Here is a 21,480-nt window from a genome sequence, read left to right as displayed (position 1 = left end):
AAGCCCTCCTCATATTTTAAAGATTTGATAGTCACAAATAAAATTTAATCTTTCACACAACCCTCTTGATACAAATATCTCCTTATCCTTTGTTACAATTATTCCTTCTAAATTAAAGTAATGAATTAACTTAACTCCTTCCTTCAATCCCTCAAGCAAAATAATTGTAGCAAAGGCATCTGCATCAATTGATGATTGTGAAACAATCGTAGCACTTGCAACTTCATTTTCAACAGGATAACCTGTGTATTTATCTATTATATGGTGATATATTTTATCACCAATTTTAGTATACCTTTCATTAATTCCCGATGTTACAATGCTCTCATCTGTAGAACTCAATATTCCTAATATCTCTCCCCTATCTGAAAATGGATTTTGTATTCCTATGCTCCAATGCTTTCCTTTGTTTTTACCAATTGTATATATATTCCCTCCAAAATCAAGAAGGACATTTTTAACCGAAAAGGCCTTTAAAATATCCTTTGATATATCCGTTGCATATCCCTTTGCTATTGCACCTAAATCCATCATCATATCTTCTCTTTTTAAAGATACAAAATCCTCTTTTATTACAACGTCCCTTGAATCTACCAATGATTTTATATTTTTTACTTCTTCTTTACTTGGAATTTGATTATTTTTTAGTTTTTTACTCCAAAGTAAACTTAAAGGCCCTATGGTTATATCAAATTTATTAGATATTTTATTAAACTCAAGTGCTCTATTTATTACATATTTAGTATCTTTACTTACTAAAACCTCTTTAATGCCTGCATTTTTATTAATTAAGCCTACTTCACTATCTTCTCTAAATGCTGACATTCTTTTATCTATACTTAAAACTCTTCTAAAAATAAATTCTGAAGCTATCTTACCTCTAAAGTTTTGTGCATTAACATAAATATCGCTTCCTAAAGCATATATACCTTTAATTGTTCACACCTCCTTATTAGTTAATTCTATTGTAATATCGTGACATTACGATGCAAAATTTGTTAATAAAATGTAAATAAGAGTGCCACCCAGGTGAATTGTGACATTATCTAATATATTCCATAATAACTTTAAATTGAAAACCTAAACAAAATAATAGGCTTCAGTTTAGTTCTTATTAACCAAACTGAAACCTACTCATAATACTTAGTATTAAAATTTAATCTATACTACAGTCTGCTATAAAGCCTCTCTATATTTTTATTTAAATAGATATATGCACATAAAAGCAATATAATTGGTATTATAAAAAACGATAATACAAGAATACTTTGAGGTATGGTCTTTGTTATTAAATAGTTAATTCCAATTAAAGCAAAATTAATAAATATTATAAAAACAGCATTAACGTTCTGCTTCATTGGTTTTTGTGGATTATCCCATACCAACTTTGGCCAATTGAGCTCAAGGATTATTCCAACAAGGTATACAACAAATAAATATAAGTTTCCTATCACAAATGAAAGAAAGATTATATAAAATGGAACCTTTAAATATAAAAGTAGTACACCTACAATTATTGATGCAACAAATCCAAAGAAGGCACCGTGCATAAATTTTGCCTTTATTAGTTCAATAGGCCTAATTGGAAGTGATTTTAAAACATATATACCACTGCCTTCCCTTGATATGCAGGTTGAAGTTATAGAAGTTGTAGAACCAACAAACATAATTAAACCTGTTGAAATCAGTAACATATATTTTATATTTTTAGCTCCATTTATTAAGCTATCGATTTCACCAAAACTTTGCTTATTTACTGTAAACATAATTACAAGTATAAGTGGAAGTAAAAAAATAACAAAGGGGCCATTTAAAAAATATATAGGCTCTCTGTTCATAAGCTTCAATTCCCTTAAAAATAGAGAAATAAGTAGACTTCTTTTCTTAAAGACTCTATCTATCTCTTCAACTTTAATATCTCTATTTTTCTTTGTAATCTCGCTACTTCCAATAATGCTTGAATAGTATAAATTTGAAGTAGAAATTAAAAGTAAATACACTACTAAAGTAGACAATAAAACAAATGCAAATAAATACAATATACCTGATAAACTTTTATATTTTATTATCCCATTGCTTATCCATATTGATGGATAATAAATTCTTCCAAATAGATCAATCAATCCATTTTCTCTCATCAAGCTTTTTATCAATTCCTCTGGTCCTGCATTAGTGCTGGCAAGCTTATTTACTAATAACTGATACAAAATAGCTATAAAAATTCCTAAAAAACCACCCAAAATCATAAAGAGATCTTTTTTCTTTGTTAAGTTTCCATATCTCATTAAGGGGATTATTAAAAAGTAGCAAATTGAAAGTGGAATTAATGGAATAAACATTGTTGCAATTATTGAAACTATATAAAACAAAATCCCTTCACTTGATTTAATTCCATAAACACCAACTCCAACTCCCATAAATACAAATGTAACAATTAACTCTATAATATATGCATTGATGAATTTAGCAAATAGTAAATCCATCTTCTTTATTGGAAGTGCTAATATTATATCTCCCTCTTGATTATAAAAATAATTCGCTAAAACCGTTAAAATGCCAAACATAAGTGTTAAAATTGAGGCGGATACTACAGCTAAAGTTATTACAGTACCCTGTTGATTAATAGTTTTCAATAGATCATACATCTTAATATTAAAATACAGATACATTCCAAACATACCACTAAAGGAAAGTATAATTAATAATATAAGACCTATTGTCTTTGCAGCATTCTTTTTATTGTATTTTAAGTCCTTAATAAATCTACTTAAACCATATGATGAATTTATATATATTTTCGCTAAATTTAATCCATTACTCATTTTCAATCAACTCCAAAAATATATTTTCTAATGACTCATCATTCTTTCTTTCCTTTAATTCTTCAACTGTACCTACAAATATTATACGACCACCCTTTATAATTCCTATTCTATCACATACCTTTTCTGCAACCTCCATAACGTGGGTTGAAAAGAAAACTGTTTTACCACTATCTGCGTGTTGCCTCATCATCTTTTTTAGGGTAAAGGCAGATTTAGGGTCAAGCCCTACCATAGGTTCATCAAGTATCCAAACTGGTGGATTGTGCATTAGGGCACCTATTAAAACTAATTTTTGCTTCATTCCGTGGGAATAGCTACTTATGCTCTCCTTAAGTGCAGATTTTATTTCAAATTCTTCAGCAAGCTCCATTATTTTATCTGTTCTCTCTTTGCTGTCCATCTCAAAAACATCTCCAATAAAATTTAAGTATTCTAATCCTGTTAGTCTATTAAATATTTCTGGATTGTCTGGAACATAGCCTATTTGCTTTTTTGCCTCAATAGGATTCTTCTTAACATCTATTCCGTTTACCAATATACTACCTTCATCCATATTAAGTATTCCTGTAATAAGTTTTATCGTTGTAGTTTTCCCTGCCCCATTTGGGCCTAAAAATCCAAATATTTCCCCATCCCTAACCTCAAAGTTAATGTTATCCAGTGCCTTAACTTTGTTTTTTCCATAAGTTTTAGATACATTTTGAATTGTTATCATACTAACACCTCTTTGAAATATTTGTAATTAGACATTTGTCTAAATATCTAATAATATTTTAACAAAGCCTAATTAAAAATTCAATAGAAAAAATCGTTTTGGCAATACGCCAAAACGATTTTTTTACACAAGTCTATTTGCCATATCTAAAAGCTCGTTTGAAAGTCTCTTTGCATTTTCTGCTTGGTTTATATGTTCTCTTGACATTGCAGCCGCCTCTTCAGAATTTGCCATAGTCTCCTGTGAAACTGCTGCTATATTTTCTCCTGCATTTGCTATTCTATTCATTCCTGCTGTTACATTTTCCATCATCCTATTTAGCATATCTGTCTTTTCTTTAATGTCAGCTACATTTAGATTAATCCTTCCAAACATACTGCTTACTTCTTCAACAAGTTTTTGTTGCTTTTCATTTATTCTTATAAGCTCTGCAACTGCCTTTACTGATGTTATTGTCTCATTTTGAAGTTCACTTATTATGTTTGCTATATTATCTGAATTATTCTTGCTCTCAAGTGCAAGCTTTTTAATTTCATCTGCAACTACTGCAAATCCACGTCCTGCTTCTCCAACTCTTGCCGCCTCTATTGCTGCATTTAATGCAAGAAGATTTGTCTGCTCTGCAATCTGTGCAATAACACCAGTTATATTAACAATGTCATCTGACTTTATCTTAAGTGAATCCATAGTTTTACTTACACTATCATTTTTATCTTTAACTTCATCTGCCATATTTGATAGGTCATTTATTATTGCTTGTCCATTTTGCACTATTTGAGTTGTTTGCTCTGTTGCCGCTTTTATTTCTGCTGAGACCCTTGATGTATTCTCTACTTCTTCTCTTATAGATTCTATTGCATTATTTGAATCCTGTATTTCCTCTGCAGTATTTGATGCACCGTGGGCTATTTCCTCTACTGCATTTGAAAAGGCCATAGTTGATGATGCTATTTCATCAATTATGCTATTTAATTCATTTGAATTGCTCTTTACTAAATTTGCAATTTCAATTAAATTTTCCATCGCTCTTCTTGCATCTTTTTCTTTATTTTCAAGTTCAATTAAATTATCCATAGTTTGCTTTCTTAAGTTTCTTGTTACTCTAACTATAGTAAATGTTGCTGGAATATACATCAATACAGTTCCTGCCATAAGTGTATAGTTTGAAGTATCAAGGCTTGTTGTTGCACCTGCATTAATTCTTAAAAATATAAATAATCCAATTGTAATAAAGGCAACCGTGTTTTGAATCGTTGTTAGCACCCAATCTGCATAAAGTGTATATGTAACAGCATATGGGAAGAAAAATATAAATGTCATTGCCTTATCTGCAGTTAATAGTGTTACAACATACGCAATACCATAGCTTATCATTAAAATCCATTTGATTTTTGTAGAATCGTTTTTCTTATTATATAAAATATATGAGGCTACAAGTCCAATAAAAGTAATTGATAAAACCCCAGCTATAAAAGGGAGAGTCCTGTTTCCCTTCATATACTCTCCAGTAAAGCCCAATGCAAAGATAACAAAAATTAGTACGTGGATTTGTAAAACTCTTTTGTTAATCATTTTAATTTCTCTTTCGATAATACCCATCTACCTTTCCCCTTTCTTAAACTATATAGTTCAATTATCTTATCGTATGAATTATTGAAAACTTTATACTTAATTTGATATTCTCCATAAATAAAAATTATATAATTGATTTCTACCTACAAAATGGTAATTTTACATTTCACGTGAGTGGCACTTCTTGAATAATATAGTATAGAAAACAAAGGGGTGATTTTTATGGATTCCTTTAGAGATCTTGTTGTTGGGGTTGAGAGTTTAGTTCCATTAAAGGATGGCAGTTTTATTAAATATATAAATTTTGATAATGCAGCAACAACACCTCCCTTTAAAAATGTAATGTGGTTTATAAATTACTTTTCAGAATACTACTCTTCTATTCATCGTGGTGAAGGTTACAAATCAAGAGTATCAACGGAAATATATGAATCAGCAAGAGAAGATATTATAAACTTTGTAGGTGGTAGCAAAGAGGATACTGTTATCTTTGTAAAAAATACCACCGAAGCAATAAACAAGCTCTCCTTCAAGATATGTAGCCAATATCCAAATTGTGTTGTTCTAACAACTGAAATGGAACACCACTCTAATTTACTCCCCTGGAGGTTTAGGTTCCATATTGATACTGTAAGGACAGATTCTTGTGGAAGAATTGATCTTGAAAACCTTGAAAAAAAATTAAAAAGTTATTATGGTATGGTTAAGCTTGTTGCAATAACCTATGCTTCTAATGTAACTGGCTACATTAACCCTGTCCACGAAATTGCTGCACTATGTCATAAATATGGCGCTAAAATATTTGTAGACTGTGCACAGATTATAGCCCATAAGAAAATATCTATGAAAAATGAGGATGAACGTAAAAATTTAGACTTTATTGCCTTCTCTGCCCATAAAATGTATGCTCCCTTTGGTATAGGCGTTTTAGTTGGGGATAAAAACAGTTTAAGTTCAGGCATTCCAGACATAAAGGGAGGAGGAACTGTAAAGATTGTAACCGACGATTTTGTTATTTGGGATGACCTACCCCACAAGGAGGAGGGGGGGACTCCTAATGTTATGGGTGTTGCTGCATTAATTTCCGCTATTAATACTCTAAATTATATTGGGCTTGATAAAGTAGAGGAATATGAAAAGGAACTTTTAAAATATGCTTCTGAAGCTTTAAAGGATGTAAAAGATATAAGGTCCTACTGTGATGGAATAGAAAATAAAGTTTCAATTATTCCTTTTAATATTGAAGGAGTAAATCACAACGATGTAGCAAGAATACTTTCTGAGGAATACGGAATAGGCGTTAGAAATGGGTGCTTCTGTGCACAGCCGTATGTTCATAAGCTTTTAAATTTAAATAGAAGCGATATTAAGAATATAATTAGAGATAGTGATATAACTAAAAGACCTGGGCTTGTGAGATTAAGCTTTGCACTCTACAACACCTTTGAGGAAATAGATAGACTAAAGTTTGCACTTGAGGAGATAACTAAAAAGTATTCATCAAAATGAAGGGGCGGCAACTTGCCACCCTTTTATTTAATAATTTTTTTAATATCCTCTATAAACTCATCTATCTCTTCCTTTGTTGTATCAAAGGATGTCATCCATCTAACCTCATTTTTATCTTCATTCCATATATAGAAGTAGTATTTTTCTAAAAGCTTATCTATTACCTCTCTTGGTAGTGAAGCAAAAACAGCATTTGCCTCAACCCTTTGTGTGATTGTTATATTTGGTATTTCCCTTAATCTAACTTCAAGATATTTTGCCATTTCATTTGCATTCTTTGCATTTTTTATATATAAATTATCAGTTAAAAGAGCCTCAAACTGTACTGATATATATCTCATTTTTGAATGAAGCTGCATATACTGCTTTCTTCTATATTTAAACCCTTCTGATAATCCCTTGTTTAAAAATATGACTGCCTCTCCAAACATCATCCCATTTTTAGTTCCTCCAAAGGATAAAACATCTACACCTGCATCCTTAGTAAACTCTCTTACACCTAAATTTAAATAGCAGGCTGCATTTGCAATTCTTGCACCATCCATATGCAGATACATATTATTTTTATGGGCAAAATCTGCAATCTGCTTTATTTCTTCCTTTGTATAAACAGTTCCTAACTCTGTTGATTGGGTAATCGATATAACCTTTGGCTGTGAATGGTGCTCTACACCCATCGCAAATAGGTGTTTGTTTACATCTTCAACATTTAATTTCCCATCGCTACTTGGTATTGAAATTATCTTGCAGCCAATGTTTTTTTCTGGTGCCCCACATTCATCCGTGTTTATATGTGCCCATTCTGAACATATTATTGCATTGTATGTATTTGTTATTGATGCAAGTCCCAAAACATTTGCTGCAGTACCGTTATATACAAAATATACATCAATATCTTCCCCAAATAGCTCTTTAAATTTATTTTCAGCCCTCAATGTATATTCATCATATCCATAGGACTTTGCATTATCATAGTTTGCATTAACGATACTCTCCATTATTTTAGGATGTACCCTTGATGTATTGTCGCTGGCAAAACTTTTCATATTATCCCCCCAATTTTGTTATACTAAATATATTTTAGCATACATTTATATTATTATACTATTTTTTATTTAATACTTTACCTTAAAAAGCTAACTCTGTTAAAATAGCACTATAAAGGAGGATTGATAATGGATAAAGAGAAGAAACAGGATTTATTTGCAATGTCAATATTACTTATAACCGCAATAATATGGGGCGGTGGATTTGTTGCAACAAGAAATGGACTTGACCATATAAAACCATTTTATTTACAGTTTTTAAGGTTTTCAATAGCCTTCCTTCTGCTTTCATCTATATTTTTTAAAAAACTAAAACAGATAACAAAAGAAGATTTAAAGGGAGGTCTTATTGTAGGTATTTTTCTTTTTACTGCCTTTTCAAGCCAAACAATAGGGCTTCAATATACAACCCCATCTAAGCAAGCCTTTTTAACTGGGACAAACGTAGTTATGGTACCTTTTTTATATTGGTTTGTATTTAACAAGAAACCTGATATATTTTCTTATATAGGTGTTTTTTTAAGTTTCATAGGAATATCAGTACTTACATATGAAGGTGGAGTAGGTATAAACTTAAATTTAGGAGATATATTAACTCTATTGTGTGCTCTTTTATATGCTGCCCATATAGTTTCAACTGGCCACTTTGCTAAAAATATCGATCCAGTTATATTATCTATAATTCAATTTGGATTAACAGCAGTGCTTTCATTGATATTTGCTCTAATTTTTGAACCAGTACCTACAGTATATAACAAAACCACCGTATTCTCTGTTCTATATCTTGGAATTTTTAGTTCCTGCATTGCATTTTTGTTTCAAACAATAGGGCAAAAGTATACATCCTCCACCAAAACTGCTATCATATTAAGTACAGAATCAGTATTTGGAACTATATTTTCAGTTATACTACTACACGATAAATTTACCCTTAATATGTTTATTGGCTGTATGCTTATTTTTATATCTATATTAGCTGTTGAAACAAAATTTGGGTTAAAAATAGAGCCTAAAGCAGAAACAGCAAGTGAATAAGTCTTCACTTGCTGTTTCTTTCTTCGTGCTCAAGTAGCCACTTTTTCCTCCAGAGGCCTCCAGCATATCCTGTTAAAGAACCATCTTTTCCCACTACCCTATGACAGGGTATTATTATTGCAATTTTATTTTTATTGTTTGCACCACCCACTGCCCTAACAGCCTTTTCATTTCCAATAGCAACCGCAATATCCTTATAGCTTCTAACCTGCCCATAGGGTATTCTTTTTAATTCTTGCCAAACCATCTTCTGAAACTCTGTTCCGTTTACCTCAATATTAACGTCAAACTCTTTTCTTATTCCCTTAAAATATTCATCAAGCTGAATTTTACATTGTCTAATCACATCATTCTCATTTTCCTTTGACCTTTTATATACAAAATCAAGGGCGACTATTGCTTCTTCATTTGCAGCTATCTTAATAAGCCCTATTGGTGAATCATAGAAAGATATGTAGTATGAGCCCAAAACATTACACCCCCATTTTTTCAAAAGTGCCACCCAGGTGAAATATCAAATTGTAATATATTGGTAATTTGTATTTCACCTCTGTATCATACTTTTTTAATTATACCAAAAAGTTAGATTAACACCTACTGAATTTTTGCAAAAATTTATTCATTTATTGTAATTCCCCCCTACCTCATATATAATCGTTATTAGGGGATTAGGGGGTGTTATTTTGTCTAAACTAAAGACTAATTATTACCTTAATATACTAAATGGAGTTTTTCAAGCAATCGCACTAAATCTTGCCACATCCTTTGCAGGTCTTTTCCTAAAAAGGCTAAATGCTGGAGATTCACTTGTTTCTCTTTTTAACTCTCTCCCAGCTTTTTTTAGTATATTAGCTATATTTATTGGTGGTATAATTTTAAGTTCTACTCAAAACAAAAAAAGAACTACTTCTTTAATGTTTTTAATAACAAGAGTTTTTTATATCCTAATGGCACTTATTCCTTTTTTAAATGAAAAGTATAGGGCACTTATTTTTGTCCTTCTATATAGTTCTATGAACTTTCCAAACTCTATTGCTGTATTTTTATGGCAATCCTTCTTTGCTGATATTTTCCCTCCAGGACAAAGGGAACAGTATCTTTCAGTTAGAAATAGTATAGCAACCTTTGCAGGAACAGCTACAACACTTTTCGCTGGCTTTCTTCTTACGACACTTTCAAGCTCAAAGGCGGAACTTATTAAAACCTATCAATATATATTCCTAATTGCATTTGTATTTGGAATACTTGAGGTGTTTGTACTCTGGAGGCATAAATACGATGCAAAATCTTCCTACGCCGAAATTTCAACTGATAATAATAGACTATCAATTGAATTTATTAAAAATCTACCTAATCAAAGGGAATACCTTATATTTATAACAACTGTTATAATATTTCACTTCACTTGGCAGATGGGATGGCCACTGTTTTTAACCTATGAAGTAGATTATCTACACACAAATGAATTTTGGGCATCTATTATATCAACAATAAATGGACTTGCAATGGCCTTTGGATATAGATTCTGGGGAAGATTTTCTAAGCATCACGGAAATTCCCTTGCACTCACATTAGCCACAGTTGGGATGTCCTTTGCACCATTTATGTATGCAATGTCTACAAAAATTTATCACGTTGCCTATTTTGTAGTAATAACTGGACTTAGTGTTTCGGGTACTATGCTCCTACTTTTAAACTCCCTTTATGAGGTTGCACCAAGGGAAAACAGAACATCCTATATTGCCTTTTATAACCTTGTAACAAATATAACCCTTGTAATTGCACCTTGGGTTGGAATGAAGCTCTATCAAGTCACTACAATTAGAACTGCTCTAATTATAGTTGGTGTTTTAAGGTTTATATCAGGTATGCTCTTTATATTACGACACAGAAGGGTCTAAAACCATTAAGGTTTCAGACCCTTCTTTTTATTCTCTACAATACTTTTTATATATACAGACTCAAACTCATCCCTTAATATATCCATATAAATAACATCATATCTTTCTCCCGCAACTTCTATTGCCTCTCTCAACCTTCCCGCATATTTAAAACCTACCTTTTCATAGCACTTAATTGCATTTGTGTTATATCCATAAACCTTAAGATATACTGAATGTAGATTTAACATATTAAATGCATAGTCTAATATTAACTCTATTGCTTCTTTACCATAGCCTTGTCCCCAATAAAATTTATCTCCAATTAATATACCAAGCTCTGCAGTTCTTGATATCCAATTAATATTATGAAGTCCAATGTTTCCTATTAATTTATCTATTTCATTTACTACAATTGCAAAAACATTTTCTTTAGATAAATCTTCTATAATTTGCCTTTCACCTTGTGCAGTAATTGGAGTTTTCATTTCAAAGAGAGCAATACTAACTTCCAGATCGTTTATCCATTCTGCATACTTTAAATAATCCTCTACATTTAATGGCGACAAATATATTCTCTCCCCTATAAACCTTTTAAAGTACATAAATATCCCCCCAAAGTATATTAAACAACTATATAGTAAATGTATATTATAGCTATTACTCTCTTAATATTAAACTTATTATAATCTATGTGTATTTTTTTGTAAATCTCACATTTCACGTGGGTGGCACTTTTTGTTACAAACTTTTAATCTGTGTAAGATGTATACACTTTCATTGTATATTCAATTACTCTATTGAATAAAAGCAATCTTTTTTATGTATAAATATTATGTTTTATACAAGCCCTCTGTTTAAATAAACAATATCCTGAATAATTATTTTAAATTTTCAAAATTGTTAGTATACTCAAGTAAAAAGGAGATAAAATAATAATGTTGACAAAAATTCCGTTCATATAGGTGTTTTTGTCAATGTATAAGGTTTTACCTGCTTTATACACAAAATGTATAATGAATAATGTAAAATAATTGCAATTACAGTTGTAACAAAGGGGGGATAAAATGAATAACCTTATAAACATCACCTCCGAGATTGGTAAACTCAAAAAAGTTCTATTACATAGACCAGGAAATGAAGTTGAAAACCTCGTACCCGAGTATCTCGGAAGACTGCTTTTTGACGATATACCCTATCTAAAAATAGCACAAGAGGAACACGACAAATTCGCACAAGTACTTCGAGAAAATGATGTTGAGGTTGTTTACCTTGAAGAACTTGCAACTTCAGCTTTAAGTGATGACAAAATAAAAATTGAGTTTTTAGAAGAAATGATGGATGAGAGTAGAATTAACTCTCCTTCCCTAAGGCAGGCTCTAATCGAATATCTACTTTCTATGCCTACAAGTTCTATGGTAGATAAAATAATGTCTGGTATAAGAAAAGAAGAAATTGAAATTAAAGAGGTTACATCTCTTGCTGACCTAATGATGGACGACTATCCCTTCTATTTAGATCCAATGCCAAATCTTTATTTTACACGTGACCCTGGTGCAGCAATTGGTAATGGAATTACACTAAATAAAATGCATACCGAGGCAAGACGACGCGAGACTCTCTTCTTAAAGTATATCCATAAATATCACAAAGACTTTAAACAATCTAATGTACCCCTATGGTATGACAGAACATTACCCTTCTCGATAGAAGGTGGAGATGAACTAATTTTATCAAGTAAAGTAGTTGCAATAGGCTGTAGTGAAAGAACTTCACCAGAGGCTATTGAAATAGTTGCTAAAAATCTATTTAAAGAAGACACAGGATTTGAAAAGGTTCTTGTTTTTGAAATACCAAAATGCAGAGCCTTTATGCATCTTGATACTGTATTTACTATGGTTGATTATGATAAGTTTACAATCCATCCAGCTATTCAAGGGCCGCTTAGTGTATATGAAGTAACAAAAGGTGCCAACAATACATTAAAATTCAAGCACAATACAAGTCCCCTTGAAGATATATTAAAGGATGCACTAAAACTTGACAGCGTTGAACTTATAAAATGCGGTGGTGGCGACTTTATAGTTGCAGGACGTGAACAGTGGAATGATGGTTCAAACACTCTATCAATAGCACCAGGTGTAGTTATAACCTATGAAAGAAACTATGTAACAAACGAAATTTTAGTTAAAAAAGGAATAAAGGTAATATCCATTCCAAGTTCTGAGCTATCCCGTGGGCGTGGTGGCCCAAGATGTATGAGTATGCCTCTATATAGAGAAAATATTAATCTTTAAAATAAATTTTACATAAAGAAAGGGGAAATAAGTATGCCAGTTAATTTAAAAGGAAGAAGCTTTTTAACACTTATGGACTTTACTCCAGAGGAAATTAGATACTTACTTGATTTATCTCACGATTTAAAATCTAAAAAAAGAGCTGGAATAAGAAATAACCTTCTTGCTGGAAAGAATATAGTTCTTCTATTTGAAAAGACTTCAACAAGAACAAGATGTGCCTTCGAAGTTGCTGCATTAGATGAAGGTGCTCACGTTACATTCCTTGATTCAAACAGTTCACAAATGGGCAAAAAAGAATCCTTAGAGGATACTGCAAAGGTTCTTGGAAGATACTATGACGGAATTGAATACAGAGGATTTGAACAAAAGGTTGTTGAAGATTTAGCAAAATTCTCAGGTGTACCTGTATGGAACGGTTTAACTGATGTTGACCATCCAACACAAATTCTTGCTGACCTTATGACAATTGAAGAACACGTTGCAAAGCCACTTAACAAGGTTAAGGTTGTGTTTGTTGGAGATACAAGAAACAATATGTCTTATGCTTGGATGTATGGTTGTGCAAAGATGGGTATGCATTTTGTTGCTTATGGACCAAAGGAACTTTGGCCACAGGAAGATATAGTTGAAAAGGTTCGTGAAGTTGCAAATCAAACAGGTGCAGTAATCGAAATAACTGATAATATAGAAGCTCTAAAAGGTGCAGATGTAATCTATACAGATGTTTGGGCATCAATGGGGGAAGAAGCTCAACTTGCAGAAAGAGTAAGACTTTTAACTCCATTTAGAGTAACAATGGATATGCTTAGAGCAACTGAAAATCCTGATGTAATATTTATGCACTGCCTACCATCCTTCCACGATTTTGAAACTAAAATGGCAAAGGATGCTATGGAAAAGATGGGACTTGATATTAGAGAAGTTACTGATGAAGTATTCAGAAGCAGACATTCAGTTGTATTTGATGAGGCTGAAAATAGAATGCATACTATAAAGGCGGTTATGGTTGCTACTCTTTAATTAAGTAAACAAAAAGAATAGGGGGATAAATATGGCAAGAATAGTAGTAGCTTTAGGTGGAAACGCACTTCAAGCTAATCCAAAAGATATATCGGCAGAGGCACAACTTGAAACTTGTCATCATACTGCAAAGGCAATAGTTGATTTAATAGAGGATGGTCACGAAGTTATAATTGCACACGGAAATGGTCCTCAAGTTGGGCAAATAGTTGCAACCTATGAGGCTGCAAATGCACAGGATAGTTCCAAGCCTGTTATGCCATTTCCTGAATGCGGAGCTATGAGCCAAGGGTATATAGGATATCACCTACAACAGGCAATAAGAGAAGAAATGTTAAAAAGAGACATTAAAAAGTCTGTTGCAGCAGTTGTAACTCAAGTTGTAGTTGATAAAAATGACCCTGGATTTAAAAATCCTACAAAACCAGTTGGTTCCTTCTTTACAGAAGAACAGGCTAAGGTTTTAATGGCTGAAAAGGGATATGTAATGAAGGAGGATGCAGGTCGTGGCTGGAGACGTGTTGTTCCATCTCCAATGCCTGTTGCTGTTGTTGAAGAACCTATTATAAAGACACTTGTTGAGGCTGGACACGTTGTTATTACAGTTGGAGGTGGTGGTGTTCCTGTTATTATGAAGGAAGATGGAACACTCGAGGGTGTTGCAGCAGTTATAGATAAAGACCTTGCCTCTGAAAAAATTGCGGAACTTCTTGATGCAGATGAACTTGTTATACTAACTGCTGTTGAAAAGGTTGCAATAAACTTCAATAAACCAGACCAAAAGGATTTAGATACACTGACCATTAAAGAAGCCGAAAGGTATATAGAAGAAGGTCACTTTGCTCCAGGCTCTATGCTTCCAAAGGTAAAGGCTGCAATGATGTTTGCAAATTCAAAGGAAGGAAGAAAGGCTATAATAACTTCACTTGAAAAGGCAAGAGAGGCATTAAAGGGCTTAACTGGAACAGTAGTTATAAGATAAAAAATCCGCTTTGGTTTTACCAAAGCGGATTTTTTAAGTAACAATATAAATTTATAATGAGGAACAAATCAATCTAAACCTTAAATTTTAATATAATTTCTTCTACTTTAGAAGACACATTTTCAAGTTCTACCATTAGATTTTTAACATTTTCAACAGCATTAACTTGTTCTTCCGATGCTGCACTAATTTCATTAATTGAAGCTGTTGTATTTTGAGATATATTTGAAATTTCGTAAATAGAATTTATAACTTCTTCTTTACTTTTATCAATTTCATTAACCACATCACCAAATTTACTTATTCCAAATGCAACCTCTTTAAAAGATTCATTTATTTCATTAAATATTTCAATTATTCTATTAATTGCTTGCGTCTGATTATTAAGTACTACCGCTATATTTTCCATAGCAAAGGATGTACTATTTACATTTTTATCTATATCTTTTATTATGTTTGCTATCGTATAAGCAGACTTCTTCGAGTTGTCTGCAAGTTTCCTAACCTCATCGGCAACTACCATAAATCCACGTCCTGCTTCTCCAGCTCTTGTAGCTTCAATTGCAGCATTTAATGCCAGCAGATTCGTTTGCTCAGCAATTTCATTAATATTATTTAATATAGATTCAACATTTTTTGTACTCAATGTTAAATCATTGGACATCTTTTTAACATTGTTGATATTTTTTACATTTTCATCAAATTCATTTATAATACTTTTAATGTATTCAATACCACTTAAGCTTTTTTCCATTGCTACTTTAGATTTTTTTCTAACTTTTCAAATATCTCAAGAGATTCTCTTAACTGTTTTCCAAAACTATCTACCCTGCTGCTACATAAATCTGCCATATCATTTTGTTTGTTTGCTCCCTCTAAAATTGATTGTATGCTTGCAGAAATTTCATAAATTGCACTATGTAGTTCATATACACTTGAACTTACATTACTTGCAACTTTTTTAGATTCATTGATTGTTTTCGTTGTTCTTTCAATCATAGCTCTTAAATTGTTTATCATATTGTTAAATGTATTCGATAATTTACCTATCTCATCTTTTGTATTTACATCAACACTTATTGTTAAATCTCCACTTTCAATACTCTTGGTTGCTTGTACTATTTTATCTAATGGCTTTAACAATTTATTCATATATACTATTAGTGTTAACGTAACTATTAATACAAATAAAGTTCCTATAATCAAAATATAATTTATAATTTTAATAGTATCCTTTAATAATAAACCTTTTGGAATTTCATATACCAACTTCCAACCATTTTGAACTGTTGAATATATTATTAATTTTTCCTTAGAATTATCGTTAATATAAAAATGCCCTTGCCCCTTATTTAAATTATCTTTTTTAATTTGAACTAAATCTTTACCTATTAAATTAAGATCTGGATGCGATATTATTTTCCCCTGCTCATTTACAATATACATAATTGACCCATCATTGTTTTTAATCAGTGCTTTTGAAAATTTTAATGGATTTAAACTGATAACAAGAAGTCCCAATTTTTTACCAAAATCTAAATCTTTTACTATTGAATAATTGCTTACCGTTATATCATCAATAAAACCTAAATTTAATTTTATTGGCGGTGTCCAATAATTAGAGCTATTAGATTCTATAAATTCTTTATAATATGGAACTTTATCAGTTGTAATGTCACTTTTAATATTTGGGTAACCATAGTTTATTTTGTTATCAACTATTATAAAAACATCACTTATTATATCATTTGATAATGCTATAGAAGATATTTTGCTCTCTAAAGCTTTAGTAGCCAATAATTTATCATAATCATCTTTATAATCTTTTTGCAAAGTCTCAATCAAATCTTTATCTGATAAAATTTGTATTGCATAGTTGTTTATACTTTTTGTAATATACTCAATATAATTTTTGTTTTGCTCTAATACTTGATTTGCAGAATTGATATACTGCCTTTTTGCAGATGCCATCAATACATTATATATCATTCCAAGTAAAAACAAAAAAGCTAACATTGTTAACACACTAATAATTCTTATTAATCTTATCGATAACTTCTGCTTTGAAAAAATACTATTTTTTTTAATTGTGGCAATTATATTTTCCATTACAACCCTACCCACCTTTTGTACACATTTTATTTATCCACTTTAAGTATTAATGAAGCCGTTTCTGGAGATATTACATTTGTATGTAAGCCAGTCGCTATTTCAAAACCCGCATTTATAGAAATTCTTGGACATATTCTAATTTGAAAATGATAGTACTCATTTTCATCTCTAATAAAATCAAAAAACAAATTGTATGCTACATCTCCAACATTTCTTTGTAATCTATTCAATGCATTTAAAATAATACTTCCTAATTTTCTTATTTCTTCATCATTCATATTCAATATACTACTTTTATGTATAAGTGGAGCAATAGCCATTTCATAAGGGAATATGGATGCAAATGGGCAGTAAATTATATATTGTTCGTCAATATATACTATTCTTTCTTTATTTTGTATTTCATTTTTAATAATGTCACAAATAAAACATCTTCCATTTTGATAGAAATACTCTCTTGTTTTTTTCTTCTGTTTTATTATCTTTTCAGGCATCTTTTTTATTGCGATAATTTGAGAATGAGGATGTTCTAAAGACGCACCAGCCTCTTTCTTGTAGTTTTTAAAAATTTGAACATATTTTATATCTTGCTTTTTATATAACTCCTCACTTACTTTAATAAAGCTTTTAACAACTTTATATATTTCATCCTCACTCATTTCGTGTAGATTTTTACTATGGTCAGCTGTTTCAATAACAACATAATGATAACCTGTTATAGCACCTTCTCTACCAAGTATAGGAAATTTATTTTCTACCACTCTAACATCCCAAGGATCACCATCCCTATAAACTTCAGGTGGTGTTTGTTCTTCATTTCCTACACAAAATGGACAGTTTTCTTTGAATGAAACCTTTTCAACAACCTCTTTATCCTTATAATCCTTTGGTCTTTTTAGTCTTGACTCTACTATCAATATTTGTTCATTTGTTATTTCATTCAATCTAAACTCTGCCATAATTAATCACCTAACATTCCTTTCATTTTTCTAATTAAATTTTCTTCTTGAGCTCCTGTATAGTAATAATCTTCAATCTCTTCTCTTTTTCCTAAAGCCTCCTCAATTACCTTAAGATATCCAACTGCAGTTGCTCTCCAAGTATATTTTGATTCTACTCTTTCTATCCCAAGCTTTCTGTAGATATCAAAGTTTTCCAGTGCTTTAATAAGTCCTTCTGATATATCCTCTGGATTTTCTGGATCAACTACAACTCCATATCGTCCTTTATCTACGGTCTCAAGAGTCCCTCCATTTTTAGTTACAACAGCAGGAAGCCCAGCATACATTGCTTCAATTGGAGCAAGTCCAAAGGGTTCATACAGTGCTGTTAAACAAAAAACTGATCTTAGCTTGCTAAAAACCCTGTATGCAGAAGCAAGCTGCTTTTGGCCATTTATAGGGAACATCGATACCTTTCCATAAAGATTATACTCCTTTATGATTGTCATAATTTCATCCATTATTTCTTTCTCTTCAGCATTTAAATTTGAATAATCCTCAAAGGCATTTTCTACATTTCTTAAAACAATTACAAGATTTGCCTTCTCCTGCAACTTTTTGTTTTTAGCAAAGGCAAGAACTGCTCCCTTATGGTTTTTTTCTTATCAAATCTTGAGGATAAAACAACATATTGAAGGTTTAATCTATCTTCAGCAATGTCTCTCCTTAAATATTTGTATATATATTCTTTTGTTTTATCATCCTCTTCTCTATATTGATAGGTAAATACCTTTGTGTTTACACCCGGTGGAATTACTTTAAACTTCTTATCGTCATTTACATCAACTGCACCTTCATAGTATTTATGACCATACTGATTATATCTTTCCTGTGCTGTTGAAACAATGTTCACACAGGATCTATTCATTGCAATTCTCTCTGCAAATATTCTCTTTGAAAAGTTAAATCTTCTTTCAAATTCATCAAAATTTTCTTTATTGACACCTAACTTGTCCATCTTTTGTGCACCAAGGGAATGGGCTGTAAAGGTAAATGGAACATCAAATATATTTGAAAGTATGGCACCAACAAGTCCACCATCTGCATAATGAGTTGTTATTGCATCAGGCTTTATGTTTTCTTTCTTATAAAACTCAACTATTCCATTTACAAATTCATTTGCAAGATATGGCCAAAGTTGTTCCTTTGGTAAAAATTTGTCACCTCCAAAGGGTATTCTAACTACTCTAACATTTTCATTGCCGTGATAAATTTCAACATCCTTTGAAAACCCTACCCATTCATCATCAACTATTTTTCTTGTAATTATATCTACTTTAACCCCCATTTCTCCAAGAGCAAGTGCAACTTCCTTTACATATACAAGCTGTCCTCCAAAATCAGGATGCTGTGTCCAGTAGCTATCGTTATTATCAAAATTTCCTTGTGGATTGATAAACGCTATTCTCATACTAACCTCCTATACATTAAATTGTTTTATTAATTCCTCATATCTTGGCATTGGCGAAATAGCACCAATATATTTTAATTTAAAAGCACTTGCAGCAAGTCCAACCTTTACTGCATCTTCAATATTTCTCCCCTTTATCATTCCTGTATAAAAACCTGACCAAAAGGCATCTCCTGCACCTGTCGTATCTTTAACTTCTGTCGCCAATGTATTAAACTGTATCATTTTATTTTTATCTGCAACTATAACACCATCCTTACCAAGTGTCATAACAACAACATCTGCACCAAGTTCAAGGAATTTTTTAATTTGATTTTTGGGAATATCCTTCCCAAACAACCTTTCTGCATCATCCTCCGACGGTTTTATAAAATCTACATACTTTATTATTGATTTTATATATCCTATTGCATCAAAATCTTTGTCCCATAAATCCCTATGATAATTTGGATCAAAACCTATTAATGTTCCACTTTCCTTTGCAGTTTTTATTGCCTTCTCTACTACTTTTCTTGATCTTTCTCTTGATAGTGGCCACGTTGAAAAATGCATAATCCTTGTATTTTTTATTGCTTTATCTAGTTCTTCTGTATATTCTATTTCATAATCTGCACCTCTATAAAATATAGGTACAGGTGTCCCCCTTGACCTTGTAACAACCACTATACTTGTTGGACAAGTTGTTCTTCCTATAAGGGATGTATCTATTCCTTCATTTTGTAGATGGGAAACAAGAAAATCTCCAAATCCATCAAATCCTACACTTGAAACTACCCTTGAATTTAATCCTAATCTTTTAGTATTTATCACTATATTAGCGGGTGAACCACCAAAATTTTTTATATATTCTTCACTTGAAAAATCTTCAGCAAAGTCTTTAGATATCATATCTATTAATATTTCTCCAACTGTCAAAAGGTCATATTCCCTATTGCTAAAAATTATTTTTTCTTCTATATTCATCTTTATCACTCCCTTTTTGAAAAGCTTTTCAAAAGTAATTAAAAAAATTATATACTACTCTGCCTTTCTATTATTTCATATTCTATAGGTATCCTTTTTTCATCTTCAATTCCATCTAAGCATTTTATAGCAGCCTTTACAGCTAATACTCCTGCATTATAAAAATCAATTTTTATAGTTGATAAGGATGGGGTGTAGATCTTTGCTATTGGATTATCGTCAAATCCAACAACCTTTATATCCTGCGGTACTTTAATATTATTGTCTAATAGATATTTAATTGCACCAAGTGCCATAAAATCATTCGCCGCAAAAACTGCCTCTACTCTATCTTGCTCCAATATCTTTTTCATATTTTCATATCCAGACGTAATTGTAAAATCCCCCTCTTTATATATCAAATCCCTTTGGTTTATACCATTTTCAATAGAAGCCTTTAAGAATCCAATATATCTATCATATCCAGCAGATTTATCCCAAAGTGGTCCTGTAATCATAGCAACCTTTTTTATTCCTTTTGAATATAAATATCTTACTGCATCGTAGGAGGCTTTAAGATTATCTAAATTAATAGAAATTAATGATTTATATTCAAAATCTTGCCCAAAAACCACAAATGGAATATTTGAATTGTCTAAATGTTGTTTATGTCTATCTGTTAAAATAGTACCTGCAAATATTATTCCGTCTACCCTTTTTTCTTTAAGTATTTCAAAACATTCAACTTCCCTCTCTGGTTCATTTCCTGAAGTCATTAAAATTATATTATAGCTATTTTGTCTTGCCTCTTTTTCTATTCCCTTTACAAACTCTGAAAAATTTATATTTGATATATCAGGTACAACCACACCTAATGTAAAGGTCTTATTATATAGTAATCCTCTTGCCAAGGCATTTGGTTTATATCCTGTTTGTTCTAATACCTCTAAGACTCTCTGTCTTTTTTCCTCATTTACATTGGCACTATTATTTATAACCCTTGATACAGTTGCAGGCGAAACTCCCGCCAATTTTGCAATATCCTTAATGTTTAACATAGCAACTCTCCTTGAAAAGCTTTTCATATTTAATTTACCATATTATAATTCAACCTTCAACTAAAATTTTAT

20 protein-coding genes are annotated in these 21,480 nt (G+C 31.4%); 6 read left to right on the top strand and 14 right to left on the bottom strand.

Annotation, left to right across the window (positions count from 1 at the left end):
* Positions 1-9: 9 nt before the first annotated feature.
* From JG776_RS01895 to JG776_RS01880, 4 genes are all read right to left on the bottom strand, one after another.
* Complete coding sequence (locus JG776_RS01895) at positions 10-858, bottom strand: FAD:protein FMN transferase (RefSeq protein ID WP_291964256.1); 849 nt, start codon at positions 856-858, stop codon at positions 10-12.
* 308 nt (positions 859-1,166) lie between these two features.
* Positions 1,167-2,822, bottom strand: coding sequence for a hypothetical protein (locus tag JG776_RS01890; protein WP_291964150.1), 1,656 nt, complete (start codon positions 2,820-2,822; stop codon positions 1,167-1,169).
* Positions 2,815-3,540 carry an ABC transporter ATP-binding protein gene (locus JG776_RS01885; RefSeq protein ID WP_291964149.1) on the bottom strand — a complete coding sequence of 242 codons (726 nt, stop codon included), beginning with the start codon at positions 3,538-3,540 and terminating at the stop codon, positions 2,815-2,817. The genes JG776_RS01890 and JG776_RS01885 overlap by 8 nt, the downstream gene beginning before the upstream one ends.
* Positions 3,541-3,663: 123 nt before the next feature.
* Positions 3,664-5,139 carry a methyl-accepting chemotaxis protein gene (locus JG776_RS01880; protein WP_291964148.1) on the bottom strand — a complete coding sequence of 492 codons (1,476 nt, stop codon included), beginning with the start codon at positions 5,137-5,139 and terminating at the stop codon, positions 3,664-3,666.
* A 195-nt stretch (positions 5,140-5,334) separates the two neighbouring features.
* Between JG776_RS01880 and JG776_RS01875 the strand changes: the two genes are divergently transcribed.
* Entirely contained in the window at positions 5,335-6,621 is a 1,287-nt protein-coding gene (locus tag JG776_RS01875) for an aminotransferase class V-fold PLP-dependent enzyme (RefSeq protein ID WP_291964147.1), read from the top strand.
* Positions 6,622-6,644: 23 nt separating this feature from the next.
* Here JG776_RS01875 and JG776_RS01870 read toward each other — a convergent pair whose 3' ends face one another.
* Positions 6,645-7,667, bottom strand: coding sequence for a low specificity L-threonine aldolase (locus tag JG776_RS01870; protein ID WP_291964146.1), 1,023 nt, complete (start codon positions 7,665-7,667; stop codon positions 6,645-6,647).
* Between the two features lie 129 nt (positions 7,668-7,796).
* On the opposite strand from JG776_RS01870, the gene JG776_RS01865 reads away from it, so the two are divergent.
* A complete protein-coding gene (locus JG776_RS01865) occupies positions 7,797-8,702 on the top strand; it encodes a DMT family transporter (protein WP_291964145.1) in 906 nt (301 codons plus the stop codon).
* Between the two features lie 4 nt (positions 8,703-8,706).
* On the opposite strand, the gene JG776_RS01860 is transcribed toward JG776_RS01865, so the two are convergent.
* Entirely contained in the window at positions 8,707-9,171 is a 465-nt protein-coding gene (locus JG776_RS01860) for a methylated-DNA--[protein]-cysteine S-methyltransferase (protein ID WP_291964144.1), read from the bottom strand.
* A 214-nt stretch (positions 9,172-9,385) separates the two neighbouring features.
* On the opposite strand from JG776_RS01860, the gene JG776_RS01855 reads away from it, so the two are divergent.
* A complete protein-coding gene (locus JG776_RS01855) occupies positions 9,386-10,603 on the top strand; it encodes an MFS transporter (protein ID WP_291964143.1) in 1,218 nt (405 codons plus the stop codon).
* 5 nt (positions 10,604-10,608) lie between these two features.
* On the opposite strand, the gene JG776_RS01850 is transcribed toward JG776_RS01855, so the two are convergent.
* A complete protein-coding gene (locus tag JG776_RS01850; RefSeq protein WP_291964142.1) occupies positions 10,609-11,187 on the bottom strand; it encodes a GNAT family protein in 579 nt (192 codons plus the stop codon).
* Positions 11,188-11,649: 462 nt separating this feature from the next.
* Here JG776_RS01850 and arcA point away from each other — a divergent pair, with 462 nt between their 5' ends.
* Genes arcA through arcC form a run of 3 tightly spaced genes read left to right on the top strand, consistent with a single transcriptional unit; the run spans position 11,650 to position 14,884 of the window.
* Positions 11,650-12,879 (top strand): arginine deiminase, encoded by a 1,230-nt coding sequence (gene arcA, locus JG776_RS01845; protein ID WP_291964141.1) that lies wholly within the window; start codon positions 11,650-11,652, stop codon positions 12,877-12,879.
* A gap of 33 nt (positions 12,880-12,912) precedes the next feature.
* The gene (gene argF, locus JG776_RS01840; RefSeq protein WP_291964140.1) at positions 12,913-13,902 is read left to right on the top strand and encodes an ornithine carbamoyltransferase; all 990 of its coding nucleotides are present in this window, start codon (positions 12,913-12,915) and stop codon (positions 13,900-13,902) included.
* A 31-nt stretch (positions 13,903-13,933) separates the two neighbouring features.
* Positions 13,934-14,884: a carbamate kinase gene (arcC, locus tag JG776_RS01835; RefSeq protein WP_291964139.1), complete on the top strand. Its 951-nt coding sequence runs from the start codon at positions 13,934-13,936 to the stop codon at positions 14,882-14,884.
* A 73-nt stretch (positions 14,885-14,957) separates the two neighbouring features.
* Here arcC and JG776_RS01830 read toward each other — a convergent pair whose 3' ends face one another.
* From JG776_RS01830 to JG776_RS01800, 7 genes are read right to left on the bottom strand one after another with little or no spacing between them, the layout of a single operon-like run.
* Positions 14,958-15,638, bottom strand: a complete 681-nt coding sequence (locus tag JG776_RS01830; RefSeq protein ID WP_291964138.1) for a methyl-accepting chemotaxis protein — start codon at positions 15,636-15,638, stop codon at positions 14,958-14,960.
* 2 nt (positions 15,639-15,640) lie between these two features.
* A complete protein-coding gene (locus JG776_RS01825; RefSeq protein ID WP_291964137.1) occupies positions 15,641-16,993 on the bottom strand; it encodes a HAMP domain-containing protein in 1,353 nt (450 codons plus the stop codon).
* A 29-nt stretch (positions 16,994-17,022) separates the two neighbouring features.
* Positions 17,023-17,955, bottom strand: a complete 933-nt coding sequence (locus JG776_RS01820; RefSeq protein ID WP_291964136.1) for a DUF4931 domain-containing protein — start codon at positions 17,953-17,955, stop codon at positions 17,023-17,025.
* Between the two features lie 2 nt (positions 17,956-17,957).
* A complete protein-coding gene (locus JG776_RS01815; protein ID WP_291964135.1) occupies positions 17,958-18,551 on the bottom strand; it encodes a glycosyltransferase in 594 nt (197 codons plus the stop codon).
* The gene (locus tag JG776_RS01810) at positions 18,527-19,408 is read right to left on the bottom strand and encodes a glycosyltransferase (RefSeq protein WP_291964134.1); all 882 of its coding nucleotides are present in this window, start codon (positions 19,406-19,408) and stop codon (positions 18,527-18,529) included. Before JG776_RS01810 ends, JG776_RS01815 begins: the two co-directional genes overlap by 25 nt.
* A 9-nt stretch (positions 19,409-19,417) precedes the next feature.
* A complete protein-coding gene (locus JG776_RS01805) occupies positions 19,418-20,371 on the bottom strand; it encodes a carbohydrate kinase (protein WP_291964133.1) in 954 nt (317 codons plus the stop codon).
* A 47-nt stretch (positions 20,372-20,418) separates the two neighbouring features.
* On the bottom strand, positions 20,419-21,408 hold the full coding sequence (locus tag JG776_RS01800) for a LacI family DNA-binding transcriptional regulator (protein WP_291964132.1): 990 nt from the start codon (positions 21,406-21,408) through the stop codon (positions 20,419-20,421).
* Positions 21,409-21,480: the final 72 nt, after the last annotated feature.

It is taken from the genome of Caloramator sp. (assembly GCF_020054765.1).
Classification (GTDB): Bacteria; Bacillota; Clostridia; order Clostridiales; family Caloramatoraceae; genus Thermobrachium; species Thermobrachium proteoclasticum.
Note: the sequence above shows the minus strand (reverse complement) of the source record. Positions and strands in the feature narration are given on the sequence as shown.

Excerpts from the sequence above, each read along its gene's own strand:
- JG776_RS01850 (WP_291964142.1), bottom strand. The coding sequence starts at position 11,187 with ATGTACTTTAAAAGGTTTATAGGGGAGAGAATATATTTGTCGCCATTA.
- JG776_RS01800 (WP_291964132.1), bottom strand. The coding sequence starts at position 21,408 with ATGTTAAACATTAAGGATATTGCAAAATTGGCGGGAGTTTCGCCTGCA.
- JG776_RS01885 (WP_291964149.1), bottom strand. The coding sequence starts at position 3,540 with ATGATAACAATTCAAAATGTATCTAAAACTTATGGAAAAAACAAAGTT.
- arcA (WP_291964141.1), top strand. The coding sequence starts at position 11,650 with ATGAATAACCTTATAAACATCACCTCCGAGATTGGTAAACTCAAAAAA.
- JG776_RS01805 (WP_291964133.1), bottom strand. The coding sequence starts at position 20,371 with ATGAATATAGAAGAAAAAATAATTTTTAGCAATAGGGAATATGACCTT.
- arcC (WP_291964139.1), top strand. The coding sequence starts at position 13,934 with ATGGCAAGAATAGTAGTAGCTTTAGGTGGAAACGCACTTCAAGCTAAT.
- argF (WP_291964140.1), top strand. The coding sequence starts at position 12,913 with ATGCCAGTTAATTTAAAAGGAAGAAGCTTTTTAACACTTATGGACTTT.
- JG776_RS01865 (WP_291964145.1), top strand. The coding sequence starts at position 7,797 with ATGGATAAAGAGAAGAAACAGGATTTATTTGCAATGTCAATATTACTT.
- JG776_RS01875 (WP_291964147.1), top strand. The coding sequence starts at position 5,335 with ATGGATTCCTTTAGAGATCTTGTTGTTGGGGTTGAGAGTTTAGTTCCA.
- JG776_RS01825 (WP_291964137.1), bottom strand. The coding sequence starts at position 16,993 with ATGGAAAATATAATTGCCACAATTAAAAAAAATAGTATTTTTTCAAAG.
- JG776_RS01820 (WP_291964136.1), bottom strand. The coding sequence starts at position 17,955 with ATGGCAGAGTTTAGATTGAATGAAATAACAAATGAACAAATATTGATA.
- JG776_RS01890 (WP_291964150.1), bottom strand. The coding sequence starts at position 2,822 with ATGAGTAATGGATTAAATTTAGCGAAAATATATATAAATTCATCATAT.
- JG776_RS01870 (WP_291964146.1), bottom strand. The coding sequence starts at position 7,667 with ATGAAAAGTTTTGCCAGCGACAATACATCAAGGGTACATCCTAAAATA.
- JG776_RS01810 (WP_291964134.1), bottom strand. The coding sequence starts at position 19,408 with ATGAGAATAGCGTTTATCAATCCACAAGGAAATTTTGATAATAACGAT.
- JG776_RS01880 (WP_291964148.1), bottom strand. The coding sequence starts at position 5,139 with ATGGGTATTATCGAAAGAGAAATTAAAATGATTAACAAAAGAGTTTTA.
- JG776_RS01830 (WP_291964138.1), bottom strand. The coding sequence starts at position 15,638 with ATGGAAAAAAGCTTAAGTGGTATTGAATACATTAAAAGTATTATAAAT.